Origin of the sequence: Pseudoalteromonas haloplanktis ATCC 14393, from assembly GCF_000238355.1 — a bacterium.
Lineage (GTDB): Bacteria > Pseudomonadota > Gammaproteobacteria > Enterobacterales > Alteromonadaceae > Pseudoalteromonas > Pseudoalteromonas haloplanktis.
In genome coordinates, this window is record NZ_AHCA01000001.1 from 590,133 (window position 1) to 610,101 (window position 19,969).

The following is a 19,969-nucleotide window of genomic DNA, read 5'->3' on the forward strand; positions in this document are numbered from 1 at the left end:
TCGCTCTTTCGGCACCCGTTTTTAAGTTTTAATTAAAAGCGATAAGTGAAACCTAAAGCGGCCCTGAATTCACTGTCTTTATCAACATCAAAGGTTCGTTGCCGCATTTCAGCAAAAATACGTAAATCTTTATTAATTTTAAAGTCATTACCGATTACATAGGTCAACTCTTTACCTCCTTCTAGATCATCAGCACCTTGGGCATATTCAACACTGGCATATAAACGATGTTTAGAATGCCATTTATAACGCCCACCTAAAGCCATGTTATAACTTGTGCCGTGTTGCAGCTCATCACTCATTTGGTGTCTGGCAATATAACCACCTGCCGATAACTGCTTGGATAATTGCCATTGAACCGATGCTAAATTAATTTGGTATTCGCCTTCTAAGTCATACTCTGCCGTTTGTGTGGCTAACTGCAAAGAGATCCCTTTAATTGGTGCATAGTCAGCGCTCATTCCAAAACCAACATCCATGTCTTTACTGGCAAGTTTTAGTCGCTTTGAGCCAACCCGAAATGACGGCTGTTCGTCAAGCTCTCGCGGTAAATTAAGTTGTGAAGTGATCGCTAAATCCTGCCACTGGTATTGATACTCAATTGTATGCTCTGGGCGTTTAGTATTTAACTCATTACGTGTGTAATGCACTGTTGAACCAATGCGGTGACTACGATCAAAATCATCTGCATCTTTGATCAGCGCATTTTGTTTGCCGTACTGTAATTTACCAAAGCGTCCTTTTACACCAATGTACGCTTTGCGGGCAAAAATAAGAGGTTCATTATCTTTATCTATGTTAGTACCAAGTTCTATACGTCCGTATACCTGCGTTTTATCAAGTTTGTAATGCCCCTTTACACCCACACGACTCCCATTATCGCGTAACTGCCAAGGCGACGGTGTATTTGCTGTGCTTGACTTAGCCTCTTTCTTATCATATTGCAGCAACACTCGCAGTCGAGCATACAATGATACGGTTGTATCTTCATTTTTTAATAGCGTAGTCGCTGAAGCTTCGCCTGTATATGTAGTCGAAAATAGTAAACTGCTGAAAAGGGCGAATGATGGTAGTTTAGATTGTGAAAGGTCAATTGGTTTTAATACATTATTAGTGTGCATAAGTTGCTCCTTGTTTAATTGAAGCAACTTTACACGCAGCCTACTTACCGATTTATTAGCACCTTGGTAAGCTTAACGTAAGCTTGTGCACTAACTATCCGCTAAAGGGTCTAAAAACCAGATCTGCGGCGATTTTTGACATAAAGTAAAGATTCTCTCTAGCTGTTTTTCAGCCTTTGCTAAATTTAAGGTTAAATTTTTACACCCATAAAAACCTAAAATACTGTGCATAGGTAATACTGTATCATTACGTGATAAATCATTGGCGGTATCCGCTTTTAACGGCAACGGTCGTGCCGCTAAGATCGTTTTATCACTAACACTGGCTTTTGCCGCTGAGGCTCGCATATAGCCGAGTACTTGATTGTCTTGTTGTACTAATAACCATTGCTGTGTACTGTCTTTACCCAATGCTATAAATGTTGATTTAGCTTTGAGTGTCGTAACAACGGTTGCATCATTTGCAGCCGCACTGTGTAAGGTTACATCCTCTACTGTATAGTAAGCTAAACCAATAAATTGTAACGGCTCAGCAAAATCTAACCGCGGATCCCCAGGGCGTTTTATTTGTAACGCTTGCCATTGCAATTCATCACTGTGTAACTGCCAACGGCTCGCAGTATATTTATCAACCCCTTGGTATACAGTACCCGATCCATCATTCAGTGAGCGTTTCGCGTCAGTTAATAGTTGCTGCTGCGAGGAACTAGTAAACCAGTTATCAAGTTTATTACTAAGCTGATCTATTGCATCGCGATGATTATTTTGTACTTGGCGAGTCATGCTACCGGGGTCGTCTATTAACTGTGTAAGTTGGCAACCCGATAAAACAATACTGAATACGGCCAATGAGATGAGTTTCATGTTATTCCCCTGTGTCCATGGTTGTCACTGTTGAGCCTGGTAGTGTCAAAACAACGCCAAGACCACCTAGTGATGAGCGGTATAAATTAATCGAGCCGTTATATAAGGTAACAATATCTTGCACAATATTTAAACCTAGGCCAGTACCTTGCGTTGTTTCATCTAAGCGTTGACCTGCTTTAAAGGCTTTTTGTCGGCTCTGTTGCGCGATCCCTGGCCCGTCGTCCTCAATGTTAATTGTTAAAGTATGTTCATTTAAAACAACGTTGATCAAAACTTGGTTACGGGCCCATTTACATGCGTTATCAATAATATTACCGAGTAATTCATCAAGATCATGTTGATCCCCCCGAAAGCCATTCTGCGGTGCTGATGAAAAACGGAGCGTTAGATTCCTTGATTTATATAATAATTCCATTGAAAACAATAACTCACTAAGCGTATCGCTAACATTGCACAGCGCGGCTAATTGATTGACAGAGCCCGCCAATCGCGCTCTTGCAAGGTGAGTGTGGGTGCACTGCTTAAGCTTTTGTAGCTGTTCATCTAGTAACTGCGCTTGGTCTGCGGGTAATGTGGGCAATTGGTTCTGCAGCACTGAAATAGGGTTTTTCAATGCGTGCGCTAGGTTTGCCGCTTGCAACCTCGAACGCTCTAAAATAGCACTATTGTGCAGCAGTAAATTATTTATTTCACCGCGAATATCATACAATTCACTAGGCACGTCGATGTTTATATTATTCGCTTGGCCATCTCTGATCGCTTTAATTGCAGTACTAAATCGACTTAAAGGTTGCATTGCTACTTTTAACTGCACAAATATCGCTATTAAAAAACCAAACGCTACAAGCGTTAAAGCGCAGGCCAATTGCCAAGTAAATTGCCAAACGTCATTAGTGATATTGGCAACTGGACCACTTACCAGCACATGAAAGTGACTATCAAGCGCTGGGAATGAGATTTTTTGTACAATCGCACGCAAAGCTTGGCCAGCAGGTCCCGTAAACTCAATGTATTTAAGGGTTTCATCATCTTGGATTTGAGTTAATCGAATAGGATCGCCCGAATACAAAGAATCCGATTGATACATTACTTCTTGTTCATCATAAATTTGCCAATACCACCCCGAAAACGGCTCATTAAATTTAGGGGTTGATGAGCGCCACGCTAATAGTAATTGTTGCTTGTCATCAAATTCTGCTGCTGCAACCAAATCATGCATTTGATCAATTAGTACTTCATCAAAACGCTTCACTATATGCGCATTAAACAAGCCAATAAGTATCAGTGCTACCACCACTAACGTCACACTGCTGCAGGCAAATGTCGTAAGTAGCAACTGCTTTTTTAACGAGCCGACCGGTTTACTCTGCGTCATTAATTACATACCCTTGGCCACGGCGTGTTTGGATATGCTCTGTACCCAGTTTTTTTCTAACGCGATTAACAAGCACTTCTATCACATTGGAGTTATGTTCAAAATCCATTTGATATAAATGCTCTGTTAACGTTGCTTTTGACACCACCTGCCCAACTCGATTAATCATATACGCCAACAAACGGTATTCAAGCGCACTTAAGTCTAAATGGCGACCATATAACGTAGCTCGTTGACTTGCCGTATCAAGCTCTAAACTACCACACGCGATAACACTGCTGGCATGCCCGTGAGCGCGTCTGACCAGAGCTTCAACCCTTGCAAGTAACTCTTCCATTTCGAATGGCTTGATCAAGTAATCATCTGCGCCTGCCCGCAGCCCATTGACTTTTTCACGCCATGTATCACGGGCAGTTAAAACCAAAACAGGCATTTTATTACCGCCTCTTCGCCAATCCGTTAAGACACTTAAGCCATCACGGCCAGGCAAGCCCAAGTCCAAAATAGCAATATCATACTCTTCAGTATCACCAATAAACCATGCATCATTACCATCATGAGATACATCTACGGCAAATCCATGCTTATTTAATGCATCGCTGATCTGCTGTGCTGCTTGTTGATCATCCTCAACGACTAATGCTCTCATGGTTGCTCTCCTTGGTTATCTTTGTTCAGCACAGGTTGTTCTCCTTGTGTCGGTGTTGTAAGTGGGTTTAGCGAATTAAGCACGTCAATTGCGTTATCTAGCCCCCACTGCTGATTTTTCTCAATCGGGGTAATTTCTGCAAAACTGACCGGATCATAAAAACGCACTAATACCTGGCCACGTCTATCCAGCACTTTTAACTTAAATACAGGTTTGCATTGCAGGTTATCTGCTTGGGCACGTAGTAGGGTTTCATCTTCGCCAAGGCGTTTTGTTTTAACTTCTTTCATAAATGCAAAGAATGCATTTGCTGAAGGTTTTTCATCGCATTGAGCCACCACGCTACTGCTATGGCATAAAAATACCAATGCTGCGGTGCAGGTAAGATTTACGATTTGTCGCTGCTTAGATAAAAGTATAAACACAGTAAGCCTTATATTCGCTTATGAGAAAAATCACTCGCCATCTGTAATTGCTTGAAAACAAGCTCTATTTCCAAATTGCAAAGTATAACTAGCAGTACCTTACAACAAGCTTACAAGCTACAAAGTGGTCTAAAAAGCCACTTTTTGTGCTAAAAAATATTTTAAATTTATTTAAATTATTTTTTATCTTTAAATACATCGACTTGAATTTATTTTACCCCATTTTGATACAACCTTACAACAAGCTTACATAATCCATCAGCTTTGTGTCATGGCACCCGCTCTACTATGCACCTCAACGAAAACACACACCCATTTAATAAAAGGAAACTTACTATGAATACTACAAACCAACACACACGCATCATTAACGCTAAACAATCTTTTGTAACACGTAGAGTGGCAACTGCTGATATGCAAACGCTTGTCTGTGGTGATGTAAAACCGCAACTAGGTGATTTAGTATTAGTTAAGGTCACTGAGCTGGGTCATCATAAACGCTCAGAACGTGTCGATGGACGTCGCGCAACTATCTATGAAGGCGATGAAATCATCCTGGCGTACGGTGACCGTTATGCACCAGACCAATTTGAGTCGCGCATTCCAGAAGATTTATCACCCTGTCATATGGTTGCAGCCGGTGGTATTGCTAGTCAGGCATTATGCTGGCATAAACGTATTTCAGGCCCTACCTGTATAGAGCCTATTGGTTTGATAGCCAATAAGGATGGCAAAGTACTTAACCTTGCACAGTATCGTGTTGAGCCAACACCCAGTAATATCGCCCATATCCCCAGCACTATTGTGGTCGGTACCTCGATGAATGCAGGTAAAACAACCACGGCAGCTAATTTAATTCATGGCCTTAACAACGCAGGCTACAAAGTCGGAGGCATGAAAATTACCGGTACTGGTGCTGGCGGCGATTTATGGTTGATGCAAGACTCAGGGGCTCATCAAGTAGTTGATTTCACCGATGCTGGGTTCCCCACCAGTTTTAATATTGGCTTTGATAATATCTTGGATGTATATCATCGTTTAGGGCAATACTTAGTGTCGCAAGGTTGTACGGCACTCGTCGTCGAAATTGCCGATGGTTTATATCAACAAGAAACGCGTTTTATTTTGGAAAATAGCGAATTTAAACGTCAATTTAATCATGTCTTATTTGCAGCCCGTGAAGCGATGGGAGCGCAAAGTGGCGCAACCTGGTTACAAGAACAAGGCTATAACGTGCAAGGGATCAGTGGACAAATTTGCGCCTCACCACTGGCCCTACGTGAAGCGGCCAATATATTACAGCTTCCAGTGTTTGATTTAGTTGCACTGCGAAACCCTCATATCGCGCGTACTTTATTAAACCCGAGCCCCCGTAAACAGCTTGCTTAATACAATAAAGGTTAATCATGACGCTGCATTCACAACGTTTACCAGCCATTTTCGTCGCATCGCGACGAGTATGGCTGGTAGTTTTAGTCACACTAGGGTTATGCCAAGCAGGCCTTGCCATTGCCAGTATCTGGCTATTGCAAAGCTTATGGGATAATCCTTTGCTTACACAGCCATTACTGTTGCTATTAACATTAACTGTGGCGCTGTTTTTTTTACAGCTAGGTCAGCACCGTATTGCCGAGCAAGTTGCTCAGCATTATTTAGTTGATGCAAGAGAGGTGTTATATAGCCATTTAATGTCAGCATCAAATGATCGTCTCCCCGCCCGCCTTGGAGTGGCCATGAATCGTCTGATCACCGACAGTAATAGTTTAAAAAATTGGGTAGGCAGAGGTATAGCAAGTGCAATTTTTCAAACCTGCGCATTGCTTGCGTACTTAGTAGTGTGCGCAATTTACTGGCCCAAAATGCTATTTATTTTATGTTTAATGACGGCACTTAGTATCATCATCACATTAATGTGTCGTATAAAAATAACCACCTTAACTTTGGCTATTCGTCAACTACGTGGGCGTTTAAGTGGTCATTTATGCGAACGTAGCTTTGCTCCACATACGGTACTTAATATCGCTCAATTAGGGAAAGAAACACGCCATGTAAGCAAAAATTCGCAACGCCTCGGTGATGCTATGGTTGCCCTCACGGTGCCCGGTAGCTGCCTAAAGTACCACAGCTTAGTGTTGAGCCAATTAGCATTCATTTTGGCAATTTTTAACTCAGATGGGCAACTAGATAAAAACCAATTACTGCCTGTTTTACTATTATTCGGGCTGTTTTTTGCGACCTTAAGTAGTTTAAATCGCGCCAGCTTTGATTACTTTGTTTTTGCTGTAGCAAAGCAACGGCTAAATATTGCACTAGCGAAGGCAGATAAAATGCCCATACAGAAAACCAATAAGTTAACCCGCTATGTGCCCTTGGCGGTAAAATTAAAACAGCTTAGCTACACTGGGGTATTTGAGAACCTCAATTATAGCGCTACTGCGGGTCAGCGAATCAATATCTATGGCGCCTCGGGCAGTGGTAAATCATTATTGTGTGCTTTATTTAATAAGCAACTCAGTCCAAGTAGTGGACAAATTGTCCTTGCCGGCAGACGTATTGATTGGTTACAACCACGGCGCTTACAACTATGTGTTCAGTTAATCAGCCAACACTCCCAACTCTTTAAAGGCACATTATTAAGTAATATTCGTTATGCAAATCAACGTATACCACTGACAACAATAACGGCACTGGCTGCACAATTGGGTATTAACAACAGCGAACTGATGCAACCTGTAAACGAGCTGGGCCGGCATTTACCATCGGGTTTGAGGATACGTACTTTACTTATTCGTGCGTTGATCAAGCAACCTGGGCTGTTGATATTAGATGATCCAAGTCTGCTGCAAGAGACGGCACTATTGCAACAATTATTAAGCGACCATGAGCTGGTGAGTGCCACCATTATACTGTGTCAGCAACAGCAATCGACACTTTCTAATATCGATCAGTACTGGCCAATTGATTAGTGTTACCCGCTTTACTGAGCTGCTCAACATACAACTTGGCATTATCTTGAGCGGCTAAGGTGTGCCAAATACGCTGACTAAGAGATTGATTTTCATCGTAGAATGTTTTTGAAAACACTAAGTAACCGTGCTCTTTTGTAATTGGTGGATAAACCATTTTCAGTGCTGTATTTTGGTTCTTGCTAACAATTTTACGACTCCCTATTTGGCAAAGCTTGATACTGGCATCAGCCACTCCTCGCTCAATTAACTCAAGCGCCTTTTCAACAGAAGCGGTGTGTTGTATAAAAAAAGGTTCTTGAGTCATGGCTTTATTCAATTTATAGCCACGAGGGAGCGCTAGCGTGAATGCTTTAGTTTGAAATACTTCGCGGCTTTGCCATTGTTGATGAAACCTGTTACTACCAATTAAGCAACTGCTAAATTCACTGACGGCACGTTTTGAGTCGGGTTGCTGCGTTTTGCTCAGTGGATATTGACCAAACGAAGTACGATCTTTGCGATATGCTGCTATAACCGCATTGACTTTATTGCTACGTAAGTCAGTTAAACATGCTTGCCAAGGCTGTCGTACATAACGGATGGATACTTGATCAAGCTTATTATCAAGGCGCTGAAATACGGCTAATAAAGCATCTGGATCATCTATTGGCACATCGCTGCCTTCATTTAAAAAGTGTGATGCGGATCTTGTATCTTCATAACAGTAAATTAGCTCAGTTGCTTTTGCTTGCACGGCAGTTAAGTACAACACACAAAAACTACAGAGTAAAACAACACACCAACGGTTCTCCCTAACACATTTGTTTTCTTTCATTTTATCTGTAACCCTTAGACATCAATAGCTAAAGTGTAGACCGAAAAAACAAATTGGTTAGCCGCTTTATAAAAAAGTTTAAATAACCTGCAAGCAGGTCAAATAATTCCCTCATGTTCAAGTAACCATTGTTTGCGATCTAACCCCCCGGCATAGCCTGTAAGTTTACCATTTGCGCCAATAATACGATGACATGGCACAATAATACTGATCGGGTTTTTACCATTGGCGGCCCCCACTGCGCGTACTGCTTTTGGGTTATCTAAGGCATTAGCAATATCAGAGTAACTGTGCGTCTTACCAAATGGCACGGCGCAAAGCGCTTGCCAAACAGCTTGTTGAAAAGCCGTCCCTTGCGTCGCTAAAGTAACATCAAAGGTTGTCCGCTTGCCTGCAAAATACTCATCAAGTTGTGCTGCACAATGTAAAATATGTGGTTGCTCAACCTTAGCAAACGAGGTTTCTGGGTGATCCATGATAGGATAAAAGCCCACATAACTTATTCCTAACTCACTGCCTTGAATAATAAGCTCATCAATCGGAGTAGGAATGCGTGTTTGAATAAGTGTCATGTTAGTTGCTGCCATAAATGGAAGGTTAAATAAGAACGAAATGGTGCGCACAATTCATCATTAAAAGGGGCTGCCGCAGCTTGGGCTTTTTTAACACCTAAGTCTCCCGCGAGTAGAATATCCGGCTGACTTTGCCCACGTAGTTTTGCATAATTGACAGTCCAAGGGCCTATTCCTTTGAGTGCCAACCATTGATCCAGCTGCTGACAGTCAGGGTTATCGGCACAAAACTGCGCTAAATTACGTAGCGCATTTTTACGTGCTTGCGGCATTTTAAAAAAGCCCAATTCACTGTTGGTCACCGCCTCAGGAGTGGGAAAATACACTCGCTCGGTATCTCGCTCCCCTAATTCATTGACCAACTGAGTGACTAGATTGTGAGCAGCAGTCACACTCACCTGTTGACCGAGTACTGCGCGAATACCCGCTTCGAATACAGACCAAATGCCGGGTAAGCGTAACCCTCGTGCTAAGGCGATTGCACCGTGCAGCTGTGCGGCTAAGTGCTGCTCAATCTGCGCTGTGTCGGCATCTAAATCAAGCACTCTGCGGATCTCACTTAAAATAGGCTGTAAAAACCGAGGCTGGTCAATATCAATGCGAACTAAAAAATGGTGTTTATGCTCAACATATTCAGCCGTAAATTGGCCTTGGCAATAATCGTTTTTAAAACTGCGGCCATAACTTGTATCAGTTATCCACTCCATAGGGGAAATAAGCCGTCTATGCAAAAATTGCTGTAGCGCAGCCCAATTATACGGCGGCCGAAATGGTAATTTAAGGGTCAGCACTGCACTTTTAGTACTTTGCTTGCCACGTATTTTTGAAGGGCAAATGTGCAATTGCTGTAAAAACGCATCATTAAACCGACGAATACTGTTAAACCCTGCCGCAAACGCCACTTGGGATACGGGTAAGTTAGTTTCTTGTAATAACTTTTTAGCGAAATGGCACTGATTAAATAACCGATATTGAGTAACTGAAATACCAAAATGCTGTTGGAATAACTGCCGTAGATAGCGGCTGCTGACGCCTAGTCGTTCAGCTAATTGTTCACAGCTTTGCTGCTTTGTTAAATCATTATCAATTAACTGCTTAGCACGAAGCGCCGTGGTTTTTGTGCCTTGCCATGCGCTACTGCCAGGGGCACTATCTGGACGACAACGAATACACGGACGAAACCCAGCCTGCGCCGCATTGTGTGCATATTGAAAGTATTCTACATTTTGCTCTTTTGCGGTAGGGGCAGGACAAATTGGCCGACAATAAATACCGGTGCTTTTTACAGCGATAAAAAAAAGTCCATCAAAACGATGGTCGCGGCTTTGTCTGGCAAGTTGCCAATGGCTAGTATCCATAAGGTGCTCTTAACTGTACATCTGCTAATAGAGTACGTGAAAAAACACAGTTTACTAGCCATTTTCGGCACTCAACCTTTATTTGCTAATAGCAGCCAAATAACGACGTTCAACTTCAGCCCAATTTATTACATTATAAAAAGCGGCAATATATTCAGGGCGACGATTTTGGTACTTCAAGTAATAGGCGTGCTCCCACACATCTAAACCTAAAATCGGCGTATGACCATGCATCAAAGGACTATCTTGATTTAAGCTACTTTCCACTACAAGTTGGTTATCTTTATTTACACTGAGCCACGCCCAGCCGCTGCCAAAGCGGCTCACCGCTGCGGCGGTAAATGCATCTTTAAAACTGTCAAAGCCACCAAGCTGTTCATTAATTACATCTAACAAGGTGCTAGTTGGTTGACCACCACCATGTGGACTCATTACAGTCCAAAATAGCGAGTGATTCGCATGCCCACCACCGTGCTCCTGCACTACTTTTTGTAATTCAGTTGGTAGCGTCGTTATTGTGGTTAATAGTTCATGCACATCAGTATTTGCAAACTGGGTATTTTCAAGTGCGGCATTCGCTTTATTTATATACGTTTGATGATGCAAGGTGTGATGGATCTCCATCGTTTTTGCATCAAGGTGTGGTTCTAATGCATCATATTCATACGGTAATGGGGGTAATGTAAACGCCATAATTGCTCCTTTTGGACTTAAGATAAATGATCAATGCACTGTGGCAGTTTGATCCGGGGTGTAGCTTAACGTATTGTTTATTTGTGCTATTAATTGCGGATAGTGACTGTGAGACTTTGCAAACTGCACCAACTCGATGTAGGTCTTATGGTGATGATGCACAACCACAGTGCGGACAGTTTGACATGGATGCTGGCATAAATGGCTCAAGGTGATATGAACATCACACAACCACTGACACGCTTGCTCCGTTTGATTCATCGCTTTATAGGTATCAGCCAAATTATGAGCCGCAACCACTAATGCAGGGCAACAATGCTCTATTGCCGTGAGCACTAGCTGGCATATTTTGGCTTGACTAAATTGACTTAATAACCGAGAGGCTAAGGTATGTGCTGTGGTGTATTTATCGCGAGCTTCAAGTAACGCCCCCCGTTCAAAGGCATAGTTACCCGCCATAATATTCGATTGCCAAGGACTCAGAGCCTGATCAACGCAAGGGAGCTCTGTAAATGGTGTACGCTGAAGCTGTGTCATAAAAAATCACCCGCACAGATTAATGATGTGTTTAATTTACACACCGAAACAACCTAATGCAAATGATTTTTATTTATATTTCTTTTATTTTTTATTTGTTCGCAAAGTCAATTAATGCTTGTCCGGTTAAGCGATATATAATCCACTCGTTTTGCGGCAGTGCCCCCATGCTGTTGTAAAAATCTATCGCAGGCTGATTCCAATCAAGTACCACCCATTCAAAACGCCCACAATCTTTCACCAATGCTTGACGCGCTAAATGTTGCATTATCAATTTTCCCGCGCCTTTTCCACGACTATCAGGACTAACATAAAGATCTTCTAAATACAGACCATTTTTACCAAGCCAGGTAGAATAATTATAAAAATAAACAGCAAACCCGATTGGCGTATCGCCATCCAGACAGATTACGCTATGTGCGGTGGCGCCTTCGCTAAATAAGGTATTTAAAATGGCCTGTTCACTCGTTTTGACTGCATCAGGCTCTTTTTCATACACTGCAAGCTCGGTAATGAAATGTAAAATAGTTGCCGCATCGCTAGGCGCCGCCTCTCTTATAATAATGTCTGTCATAAATTCTCTTTATTAATACTGCTCGAGTTTATCTTTGAGCGTTTGTAATTGAATTGGTTTAGCAAGGTAATCATCCATACCGCTGGCTAAACATTGCTCCTTGTCTTCATCCATTGCATTCGCTGTCAACGCTATAATAGTAATATGCTGATGCTTGCTGCCTGCCTGCCCTGCTCGAATAGCCCGAGTGGCATCAAAGCCATCCATGACTGGCATTTGGCAATCCATCAAAATCAAGTTAAAACGCCCTGCGGGTGATGCCTGTAAAATATCGAGCGCATGTTGGCCATTTTCCGCCAACGTTACCTCATAATTTAATTTTCCTAACATTAACTTGGATACTTGTTGATTAATTGGGTTATCTTCAACCAACAAAACATGCAGATTTTGCTCATGACTACTTCGCAAAGATGAAATATAACTGGATGTAACTAAGGGTAAGTCGGTTGAACCACCACCATGAGTGATCACAGCCATGGCACTCATTAAATCGGCCGTTGTAATAGGTTTTGGAAAGTACGCTTGAAACCCTGCATCACTAAATCGTTGAGCTCCTTCCATACCGGCAATACTGGTCATCATCACCAATGGCATTGCTTTAAAATCATCATCCGCTTTTAATTTTCGGCATAAGGTTAAACCATCCATTTCAGGCATTTGCATATCCAATACCGCTATGTCATACAAACTGCGTTTTTCAGCGAGGCGTGTTGCGCACAACTGCAAAGCCTGCGCAGCATTGCAGGCAAGCTCTACTTTTGCCCCCCAGTGTGCAAGTTGCTGGCTTATTACAATCCGATTGGTTTCGTTATCGTCAACCACCAAAATAGTAAGCTGCGTCATATCTATGGTCGGTATACTGCGCTCTGTTTCTCTTCCTTCTTCTAGCATCACTGTCGCTGTAAACTCACAGCCTTGACCCTCTTCACTGACTAAAGTGACTGCTCCCCCCATTAACTCACACAATTGTTTACTAATTGCTAATCCAAGCCCAGTGCCACCATATTCACGGGTGGTTGACGCATCTACTTGTGAAAATGGGCTGAATAAATCTTTTTGCTTTGCTTTATCAATACCAATTCCCGAATCTTTAACGCTAATACTAAGCTGATAATGGTCGGTCATTTTAGTGATAGCGGCGGTGATCACAATCTCGCCTTGAGGAGTAAATTTAACAGCATTACTGAGTAAGTTTGTTAGCACTTGACGAATTCGTCCCGGATCGCCTCTAAAATGGGTTGGTACTACAGCGACTAAATCAAGAATGATTTCGATATCTTTATCCTGCGCCGCAAGAGCTTGAGATTCCGCTACCTCGCCGAGTAAATTACAAACATTGAAGTTGATACTTTCAAGCTCGATTTTCCCCGCTTCAACTTTCGAAAAATCTAAAATATCATTGATCACCGATAGCAACGAATGCGCGCTATTTTTAGCGATTGCCACTTTAGTTTGCACCGGTTTTGTTAACTTCTCTAACTCGATCAGCTCTAACATCCCTAGAACGCCATTCATTGGAGTACGTATTTCATGGCTCATGGTGGCTAAAAATTGACTTTTTGCAGTTGCAGCCGCATTGGCTTTACTCAACGCAATTTTTAACTCCTCGGCTGTTTTCTTACGGCTCTGGGACATCAAAACGCTGCCAACCAGAGTTGCCAGCGAGCGTAAATAGGTTTCTTCGTTTTGACTCCACGTTCGATACTGGCCAACACTTTCAGCGCATAACACCCCTAAAATACCTTCGCCGGTGGAGATCACGGCATCAAGCATCGAGTTAATATTTAAATCTGCAATATAGTTATCAACCAGCTCTACGGTGGCAGGATGCGTATTCACATCATTAATTGCTACTAAACCGTGCTCGAAAATTGCTTGATAATAAAGTGGGAAATCGCAGGCCTTAAGTACTAAAGAATGTTCTACAAACCCCTGCTTATCAATAAATAAACTCATGCAGTACATCTCTTCGCCTAATTCATCGAATAACCACACCGATGCTCGCTGTACGCCCAATACTTCACACATTGACTGCGCGACTAAGTTTTTCACCTCATCAAAATTACCAGCCAATACCGCTGCGGAGACAGTTAAACTCGCTAAATTTTTATTATACTGGTTGGCCTTTTTACTCTCTAATTCAAGGCGTTTATAGGTATCAATATTTTGGAATGAACCATACACACGAATACAACGACCGTCTTTAAATTCAACTTGACCAATTGATTTAACCCAGCGTTCATTACCAAGCGCCGTCACTATAATTAGCTCAACTTCCCAACTGCTCTGAGTTGCTATTGCGCTTTCAAATAATTGGCTGATCTTTTCTCTGTGTTCACCTTGCTTATAAAAACCCAGTGCTTGGGACACCACAGGTTGATAATCAGTAGCAACTTCATGAATTGCTTTTACCTCGTCAGACCAATACATAGTGTTGTTTTCTAAATCAACTTCCCATGCACCTATTTGGCCTTGTTTACTCATAGCTTCAAGCAAACTCTGTTGACGGTACAGCTGTAGTTGAGTGTGGTATCGTTCGGTAATATCATGAATAAATCCATCTAAATACAAAACGTTGCCATTGTGATCATACACAGCTTGACCTTTTTCATGTACCCAATGGATACTGCCATCAGAAGCGACCAAACGGTACTCTAATGACCATGGCAGATGGGCATCTATATCGACTTTCACTTTCTCAGCAACACTTGCAACATCATCCGGATGAATTAATTCAACAAAGCTCAATTTATAATTATCAACTAAATCTGTTGGTTCATAACCGGTGATGACCTTTATTTGCTCACTCAAATAGAGCATGCTCCATCGCTCATCATATTTGCAACGATATACAATGCCAGGGATATTCCCGACCAAAGATACAAATCGATCGCGACTTGATTGCAATTGTGCTTCGGTCTCTTTTCGCTCGGTAATATCAAGGTGTGTACCTATCATTCTTTTTGCCGAGCCATCACTGTTGTATTCAACTATACGCCCAGTGGTCAGCACCCATACCCAATGCCCGAGACGGTGCAACATGCGAACTTCACAAACGTAATAATCACTTTCTCCAGCAAAATGTTGTGCTAACAGCTGCTGTGAAATAACTAAATCGTCTGGGTGGGTATATTTAACCCATGTATTAAAATCAGTGGGCTGCAGCTGTTCGAGTTGATAACCAATAATACTCGCCCAACGGTTATTAAAGTACGCTTTACCGGTATCAACATACCAATCCCAAATCCCTACAGCGGTGCTATCGAGCACTAACTGTAATTGTGTTTTGTGCTGTTCAAGCTCTAATTCTTGTAATTTTAGTGCAGTGATATCGGTACGAATAGCGATATAGCTTTGCGGCAGCCCTTGTTCATCTAAAAAGGGGGCGACAGTAGTATCGACCCAATAAAAAGCGCCATTTTTCGCCCGATTACAGATTTGCGCATGCCAAATTTTGCCCTGTTTAAGGGTTTTGTACATACTTTTAAAAAAGCCTTTTGGATGAACGCCTGAATTTAACAAACGGTGATTTTGACCAAGTAACTCACTTTGGCTATAACCACTAATTTCACAAAACTTTTTATTTGCGAACGTGATCTGTCCCTTTATATCCGTTACAGCGACAATGGCATGCTCGTCTAGTGCACTTTTTTGCTCCGCTAATTGTTTCAAAGCCCGCTTGAGTGCAGTGCTTTGCTCTTCTAATCGTTGTTGCTGTTGAACTTTACTACTGACTAAGTGTTCAAGATCAATCGATAACTGATGTAATTCACTGCTGTCATCAAGAATAGGAATATTGGTACGCTCACCACGGGTAATTTCAGCACTGGCATTAGCAAGGCTAATAAATGGCCGCGATAATCGTCGCCCAAACCACCACGATAAACTCAAAATCACTAAAAATGCCAAGCCATTGGCAAGCACAGCAACAAACTTATAATCACTGGCGCTTTGCAACATCACAGCAGCTGGCTTTTCGACCAATAACTGCCAACCTTTTGCATTTGAAAAGTTCAAGTCAGTTAAAATAGCATAGTGCAATGTGTTATCTGTTTTATGATAGGTAAAAACGTGCTCAGTATTTGCAGAATTAGTGAAAAAATCTGCCGCTGGTAATGAGTTAGGGTGTAATTGAGCCCCCGTTATTTCACCACCGTTGACAATAAAAAAAGTCAGTTCTTCATTATCGTTATGAATATGTTCTAGATTATTAAGTAGGCCTTGGAAATTTACATCCACGAGTATAATTGTATGTAAGCCGCGTTGGTTATCTTCCATCGGTAATGCTACAAAATGACGTGGTTTGGCGCCCGCGGAAGATATAAAGACACTTTTTTGACCTTGTTCAATGGCCGCTAACATAGCAATTAATTGATCGCGATGTAAGGCAGAAAACGCACCGTTATTCACTGGATTTGGGGTATTTAAAGGGTCAAAAATAATGTGAATTTCATTTACAAAATCATACCGAGCAACAAATTCATCTATCAGTAGCTGTTTGTTAAGCTGGCTATGACTGAGTTGATCATTTAATAAATAGAGATCTTTAATATGATCAGCAAACCAAATATTTGCAAATTGCTTACCAATACTACTTAATTCGCCAAGCTCTATTTCAGCACTTTGTTTAAGGGAGTTACTCACATGTTTAAGGCTAAACCAGGACATTAAAAATAATGGCGCAAGCGCAATGACAATAAAAGTGACAATCAGCTTCGTCCGGATGGATTGCCCTTTATTCTTTATCTGACTATTTAGTCCCATCACATTTCCATTTTCAATATATTTAAACACTTACGTAAGTAGTAACTCATATTAATGCACTAAATAACACAAGACGCAAGTTTATGCGCCTTGTGTTTAGGTCATTACTTACTAATGTTATTTTTCCGGTAAAACTGCTGACTAAATTTTGTGTAAAGCACCGGCAATACAAATAAAGTCAAGAACGTGGCAGTAAATAACCCGCCTACGATCACCGTTGCTAATGGCTTTTGGATTTCAGCACCAATACCGGTTGAGATTAACATAGGGATCAACCCCAGAGCCGAAGTTAGCGCCGTCATTAACACAGGTCGTAACCGTGACAATGCGCCATTAAAGGCAGCGGTATCTAAACTATCACCACTTTTAACGCGGTTATTAATACTCTCGACCATTACCACACCATTGAGTACAGCCACGCCAAACAAAGTAATAAACCCTACAGAACTGGGCACCGATAAGTACTGGCCTGAGACATACAACGCAACCACACCACCTATCACCGCTAATGGGACATTCACTAAAATAAGCAATGCTTGACCAACGGAGCCAAATGCAAAGTATAACAGCAGTGCTATTAACGCCAGCGAGATCGGAACAACGATTGATAAACGCTGCTGTGCCCGTTGTTGATTTTCAAACTGGCCACCAATACTGATACCATAGCCTGGCGGTAAATCTACTTGCTCACTAATGGCGGTACGAATATCGGCTACCACAGATCCCATATCACGTCCTTGTACATTAGCTTGGATCACCACCCGGCGCTGAACATCATCACGGCGTACTTGCGGCGGACCAGATTCAATATTCACTGTTGCTACATCTGCAACCCGTACTAAGGCACCTGTCGGGGATGATAAACGCAAATCTGCAATTGCCTCGGGGCTGTTTCGAAACTCAGCACCAATACGCACATAAATATCATAGCGCTCATTGGCATTAATAATTTGCCCTGCCGCAACGCCGCCAATACCATGCTGAACTATAGTCATTAAATCGCCAACAGATAGACCATAGCGAGAAAGCGCTAAACGGTTTGGCGTGATCACTAATTGTGCTTCACCAGCTATTTGCTCCATTGCTACATCTTTTGCGCCAGCAACACCTTTTACTGCTTGCTCGATGGCTTGGCCTTTACTGACTAATACATCGAGATCAGCGCCAAACAGCTTAATTGCCAATTGCGCCTTAACCCCAGACAGGAGTTCATCGACACGGGTCGCAATAGGCTGAGAAAAGTTAAATAATAACCCCGGGAATTGCTCTAGCTTCTTTTCCATTAACACCTGCAACTGGGCTCGGTTATCAGCCGATTGCCATTCGCTGACCGGTTTTAGTCCTAAGTAAATTTCAATATTATTTACCGGCTCTGGATCCCCCCCAACCTCAGGGCGGCCAACCCGGCTTAGTGCATACTCAACCTCAGGAAATTCAAGCAATATTGCTTCAAGTTTTGGTGCAACCGCCAATGCCGTATCTAAACTTGCCGAAGGGGCTAATGTCACTCGTAAGTTGATGGTGCCCTCTTCAAGTTCAGGCACAAACTCGGTGCCAAGTTGCGGCAATAACACGCCCGCAATTACCACCAATGCCCCCGCTACGGCAATAACTGTTTTACGCGCATTCATTGCCCAGCCCAAACACAACTTGTAGGCTTTATCTAATGGTTCCAATACCACACTGCGCCTTAAGGTCACGCCATTAGCAAATAGATACACGGCAAGTGCAGGCACAATCACCAGTGCCACAATGACCGCTGCGATAATTGCCAGCATAATACTGATCGCCATCGGCTGGAATAACTTCGCTTCAACCCCTTCAAAGCTAAACAACGGCATAAATACAACCAAGATGATCAACGCCGCAAAAAACACCGGACGTGCAACTTCTTGTGCAGCTGAGTTAATACGTTGAATAGAGTTAAGTGATTTAGTTGTTGGCTGTGTTAAATGTCGGAAAATATTCTCTACCATAACCACTGAGCCATCGACTAGCATACCTATCGCAACGGCAATCCCACCCAACGACATTAAATTAGCAGAGAGTCCAAACCACGCCATTACACAAAGCGCTAGACCAATTGAAATTGGGATCGATAATAAAACCAATAGTGTGGCCCGTAAATTCATTAAAAATAACGCCAGCACGACCACTATAAACACAAATGCTAATAGCAGCGCATCAACCACAGTATCAACCGCTTTGGTGATCAAATCGGCTTGGTCATACAGCGGCTCAAACGTAACACCGTCAGGCAACGCTTGATTGATTAGTTCAATACGAGAGGTTATGCCGTCAATGGTTTGTTTAGTATTGGCGCCAATGCGCTTTAGCACCACACCTGTTACCACTTCGCCCAGAGAGGTAATGTTACCTTGTGCATCTTTGGTACTCATCGTTGCCGCGCCTTGACGAATTTCGCTGCCTAATGACACCTCAGCCACATCAGCAATGGTTACAACCGTGCCATTAATGGTTTTTAGCGGCGTTTGCGCTATTTCTTGTAAGCCCTGTTTACCTGCATTAAACCAGCCAGTTCCACGGATCACTAATTGCTCTTGACCACGGTTCATATACCAGCCACCGACATTGGTGTTGTTTTCTTCAAGTGCGCTCACAACTTGTTGCTGATCTAATTGATAGGCAATTAACTTGTTTGGATTCAGATTAACTTGATATTGACGCACATCGCCACCAAAGGACAGTACTTCTGTTACCCCATCAACAGGTAAAATAAGCAGTTTTACAATCCAATCGTTTAAGCTGCGCAGCGCCATAGAATCTAAACCAGACTCAGGTGAAGCTGCCAGTAAGTATTGATACACTTGGCCAAGCCCTGAGGTATTCGGCCCCATTTCTGGCAAACCAATGCCTTCTGGGATCAACTCTTTTGCTGCTTGCAGGCGCTCAAATACCAATTGCCGCGCAAAATAAATATCTACCCCTTCTTTAAACACCACAGTTACGCCAGATAAACCGGTTTTTGAAATCGACCTAACTTGATCGACATCAGGCAGGGCATACATCACCGCTTCTATAGGATAGGTGATCAACTGTTCAACTTCGACAGCAGCTAAACCCGGTGCTTCGGTATTAATCGCTACTTGTACATTGGTTACATCGGGAAACGCATCTAAATTTAATTTAGGGATCACCACCGCACTCATCGCAACTACTACACACAACGCTAAAAATACCAGTAGTCGATTTCTAATAGCAGCATTCACTATTGTATTAAACATATTCGT

General features: G+C 42.4%; 15 protein-coding genes. 2 read left to right on the plus strand and 13 right to left on the minus strand.

The features are described from left to right. Positions 1-32: 32 nt before the first annotated feature. The 5 genes from PHAL_RS0102435 to PHAL_RS0102455 all read right to left on the minus strand — a co-directional run bounded on the left by PHAL_RS0102435 (position 33) and on the right by PHAL_RS0102455 (position 4,437). Positions 33-1,121: a porin gene (locus tag PHAL_RS0102435; RefSeq protein ID WP_016706819.1), complete on the minus strand. Its 1,089-nt coding sequence runs from the start codon at positions 1,119-1,121 to the stop codon at positions 33-35. A 90-nt stretch (positions 1,122-1,211) separates the two neighbouring features. Next, positions 1,212-1,985 carry an SH3 domain-containing protein gene (locus PHAL_RS0102440; RefSeq protein ID WP_016706820.1) on the minus strand — a complete coding sequence of 258 codons (774 nt, stop codon included), beginning with the start codon at positions 1,983-1,985 and terminating at the stop codon, positions 1,212-1,214. 1 nt (position 1,986) lies between these two features. Then, positions 1,987-3,363 (minus strand): sensor histidine kinase, encoded by a 1,377-nt coding sequence (locus PHAL_RS0102445; RefSeq protein WP_016706821.1) that lies wholly within the window; start codon positions 3,361-3,363, stop codon positions 1,987-1,989. Then, on the minus strand, positions 3,350-4,012 hold the full coding sequence (locus PHAL_RS0102450; protein ID WP_016706822.1) for a response regulator transcription factor: 663 nt from the start codon (positions 4,010-4,012) through the stop codon (positions 3,350-3,352). The genes PHAL_RS0102445 and PHAL_RS0102450 overlap by 14 nt, the downstream gene beginning before the upstream one ends. Continuing rightward, a complete protein-coding gene (locus PHAL_RS0102455; RefSeq protein WP_016706823.1) occupies positions 4,009-4,437 on the minus strand; it encodes a hypothetical protein in 429 nt (142 codons plus the stop codon). The genes PHAL_RS0102450 and PHAL_RS0102455 overlap by 4 nt, the downstream gene beginning before the upstream one ends. Before the next feature lie 336 nt (positions 4,438-4,773). On the opposite strand from PHAL_RS0102455, the gene PHAL_RS0102460 reads away from it, so the two are divergent. Both PHAL_RS0102460 and PHAL_RS0102465 read left to right on the plus strand, forming a co-directional pair. Beyond that, on the plus strand, positions 4,774-5,826 hold the full coding sequence (locus PHAL_RS0102460; RefSeq protein ID WP_016706824.1) for a hypothetical protein: 1,053 nt from the start codon (positions 4,774-4,776) through the stop codon (positions 5,824-5,826). Positions 5,827-5,843: 17 nt separating this feature from the next. Continuing rightward, positions 5,844-7,403 carry an ATP-binding cassette domain-containing protein gene (locus PHAL_RS0102465; protein WP_016706825.1) on the plus strand — a complete coding sequence of 520 codons (1,560 nt, stop codon included), beginning with the start codon at positions 5,844-5,846 and terminating at the stop codon, positions 7,401-7,403. On the opposite strand, the gene PHAL_RS0102470 is transcribed toward PHAL_RS0102465, so the two are convergent. The 8 genes from PHAL_RS0102470 to PHAL_RS0102505 all read right to left on the minus strand — a co-directional run bounded on the left by PHAL_RS0102470 (position 7,372) and on the right by PHAL_RS0102505 (position 19,963). Beyond that, complete coding sequence (locus PHAL_RS0102470) at positions 7,372-8,220, minus strand: amino acid ABC transporter substrate-binding protein (RefSeq protein WP_138554116.1); 849 nt, start codon at positions 8,218-8,220, stop codon at positions 7,372-7,374. The two genes, PHAL_RS0102465 and PHAL_RS0102470, sit on opposite strands and share 32 nt — an antisense overlap. A 98-nt stretch (positions 8,221-8,318) precedes the next feature. Next, positions 8,319-8,792, minus strand: a complete 474-nt coding sequence (locus PHAL_RS0102475) for a methylated-DNA--[protein]-cysteine S-methyltransferase (RefSeq protein ID WP_016706827.1) — start codon at positions 8,790-8,792, stop codon at positions 8,319-8,321. Then, on the minus strand, positions 8,789-10,150 hold the full coding sequence (locus PHAL_RS0102480) for a DNA-3-methyladenine glycosylase 2 family protein (protein ID WP_016706828.1): 1,362 nt from the start codon (positions 10,148-10,150) through the stop codon (positions 8,789-8,791). The genes PHAL_RS0102475 and PHAL_RS0102480 overlap by 4 nt, the downstream gene beginning before the upstream one ends. Positions 10,151-10,228: 78 nt before the next feature. Then, positions 10,229-10,843, minus strand: a complete 615-nt coding sequence (locus tag PHAL_RS0102485) for a superoxide dismutase (RefSeq protein ID WP_016706829.1) — start codon at positions 10,841-10,843, stop codon at positions 10,229-10,231. A gap of 30 nt (positions 10,844-10,873) precedes the next feature. After that, positions 10,874-11,380, minus strand: coding sequence for a hypothetical protein (locus PHAL_RS0102490; RefSeq protein WP_016706830.1), 507 nt, complete (start codon positions 11,378-11,380; stop codon positions 10,874-10,876). A gap of 91 nt (positions 11,381-11,471) precedes the next feature. Then, entirely contained in the window at positions 11,472-11,954 is a 483-nt protein-coding gene (locus PHAL_RS0102495) for a GNAT family N-acetyltransferase (protein ID WP_016706831.1), read from the minus strand. 12 nt (positions 11,955-11,966) lie between these two features. After that, positions 11,967-16,718 carry a PAS domain-containing protein gene (locus tag PHAL_RS0102500; RefSeq protein ID WP_016706832.1) on the minus strand — a complete coding sequence of 1,584 codons (4,752 nt, stop codon included), beginning with the start codon at positions 16,716-16,718 and terminating at the stop codon, positions 11,967-11,969. 104 nt (positions 16,719-16,822) lie between these two features. Then, the gene (locus PHAL_RS0102505) at positions 16,823-19,963 is read right to left on the minus strand and encodes an efflux RND transporter permease subunit (protein ID WP_016706833.1); all 3,141 of its coding nucleotides are present in this window, start codon (positions 19,961-19,963) and stop codon (positions 16,823-16,825) included. Positions 19,964-19,969 lie beyond the last annotated feature (6 nt).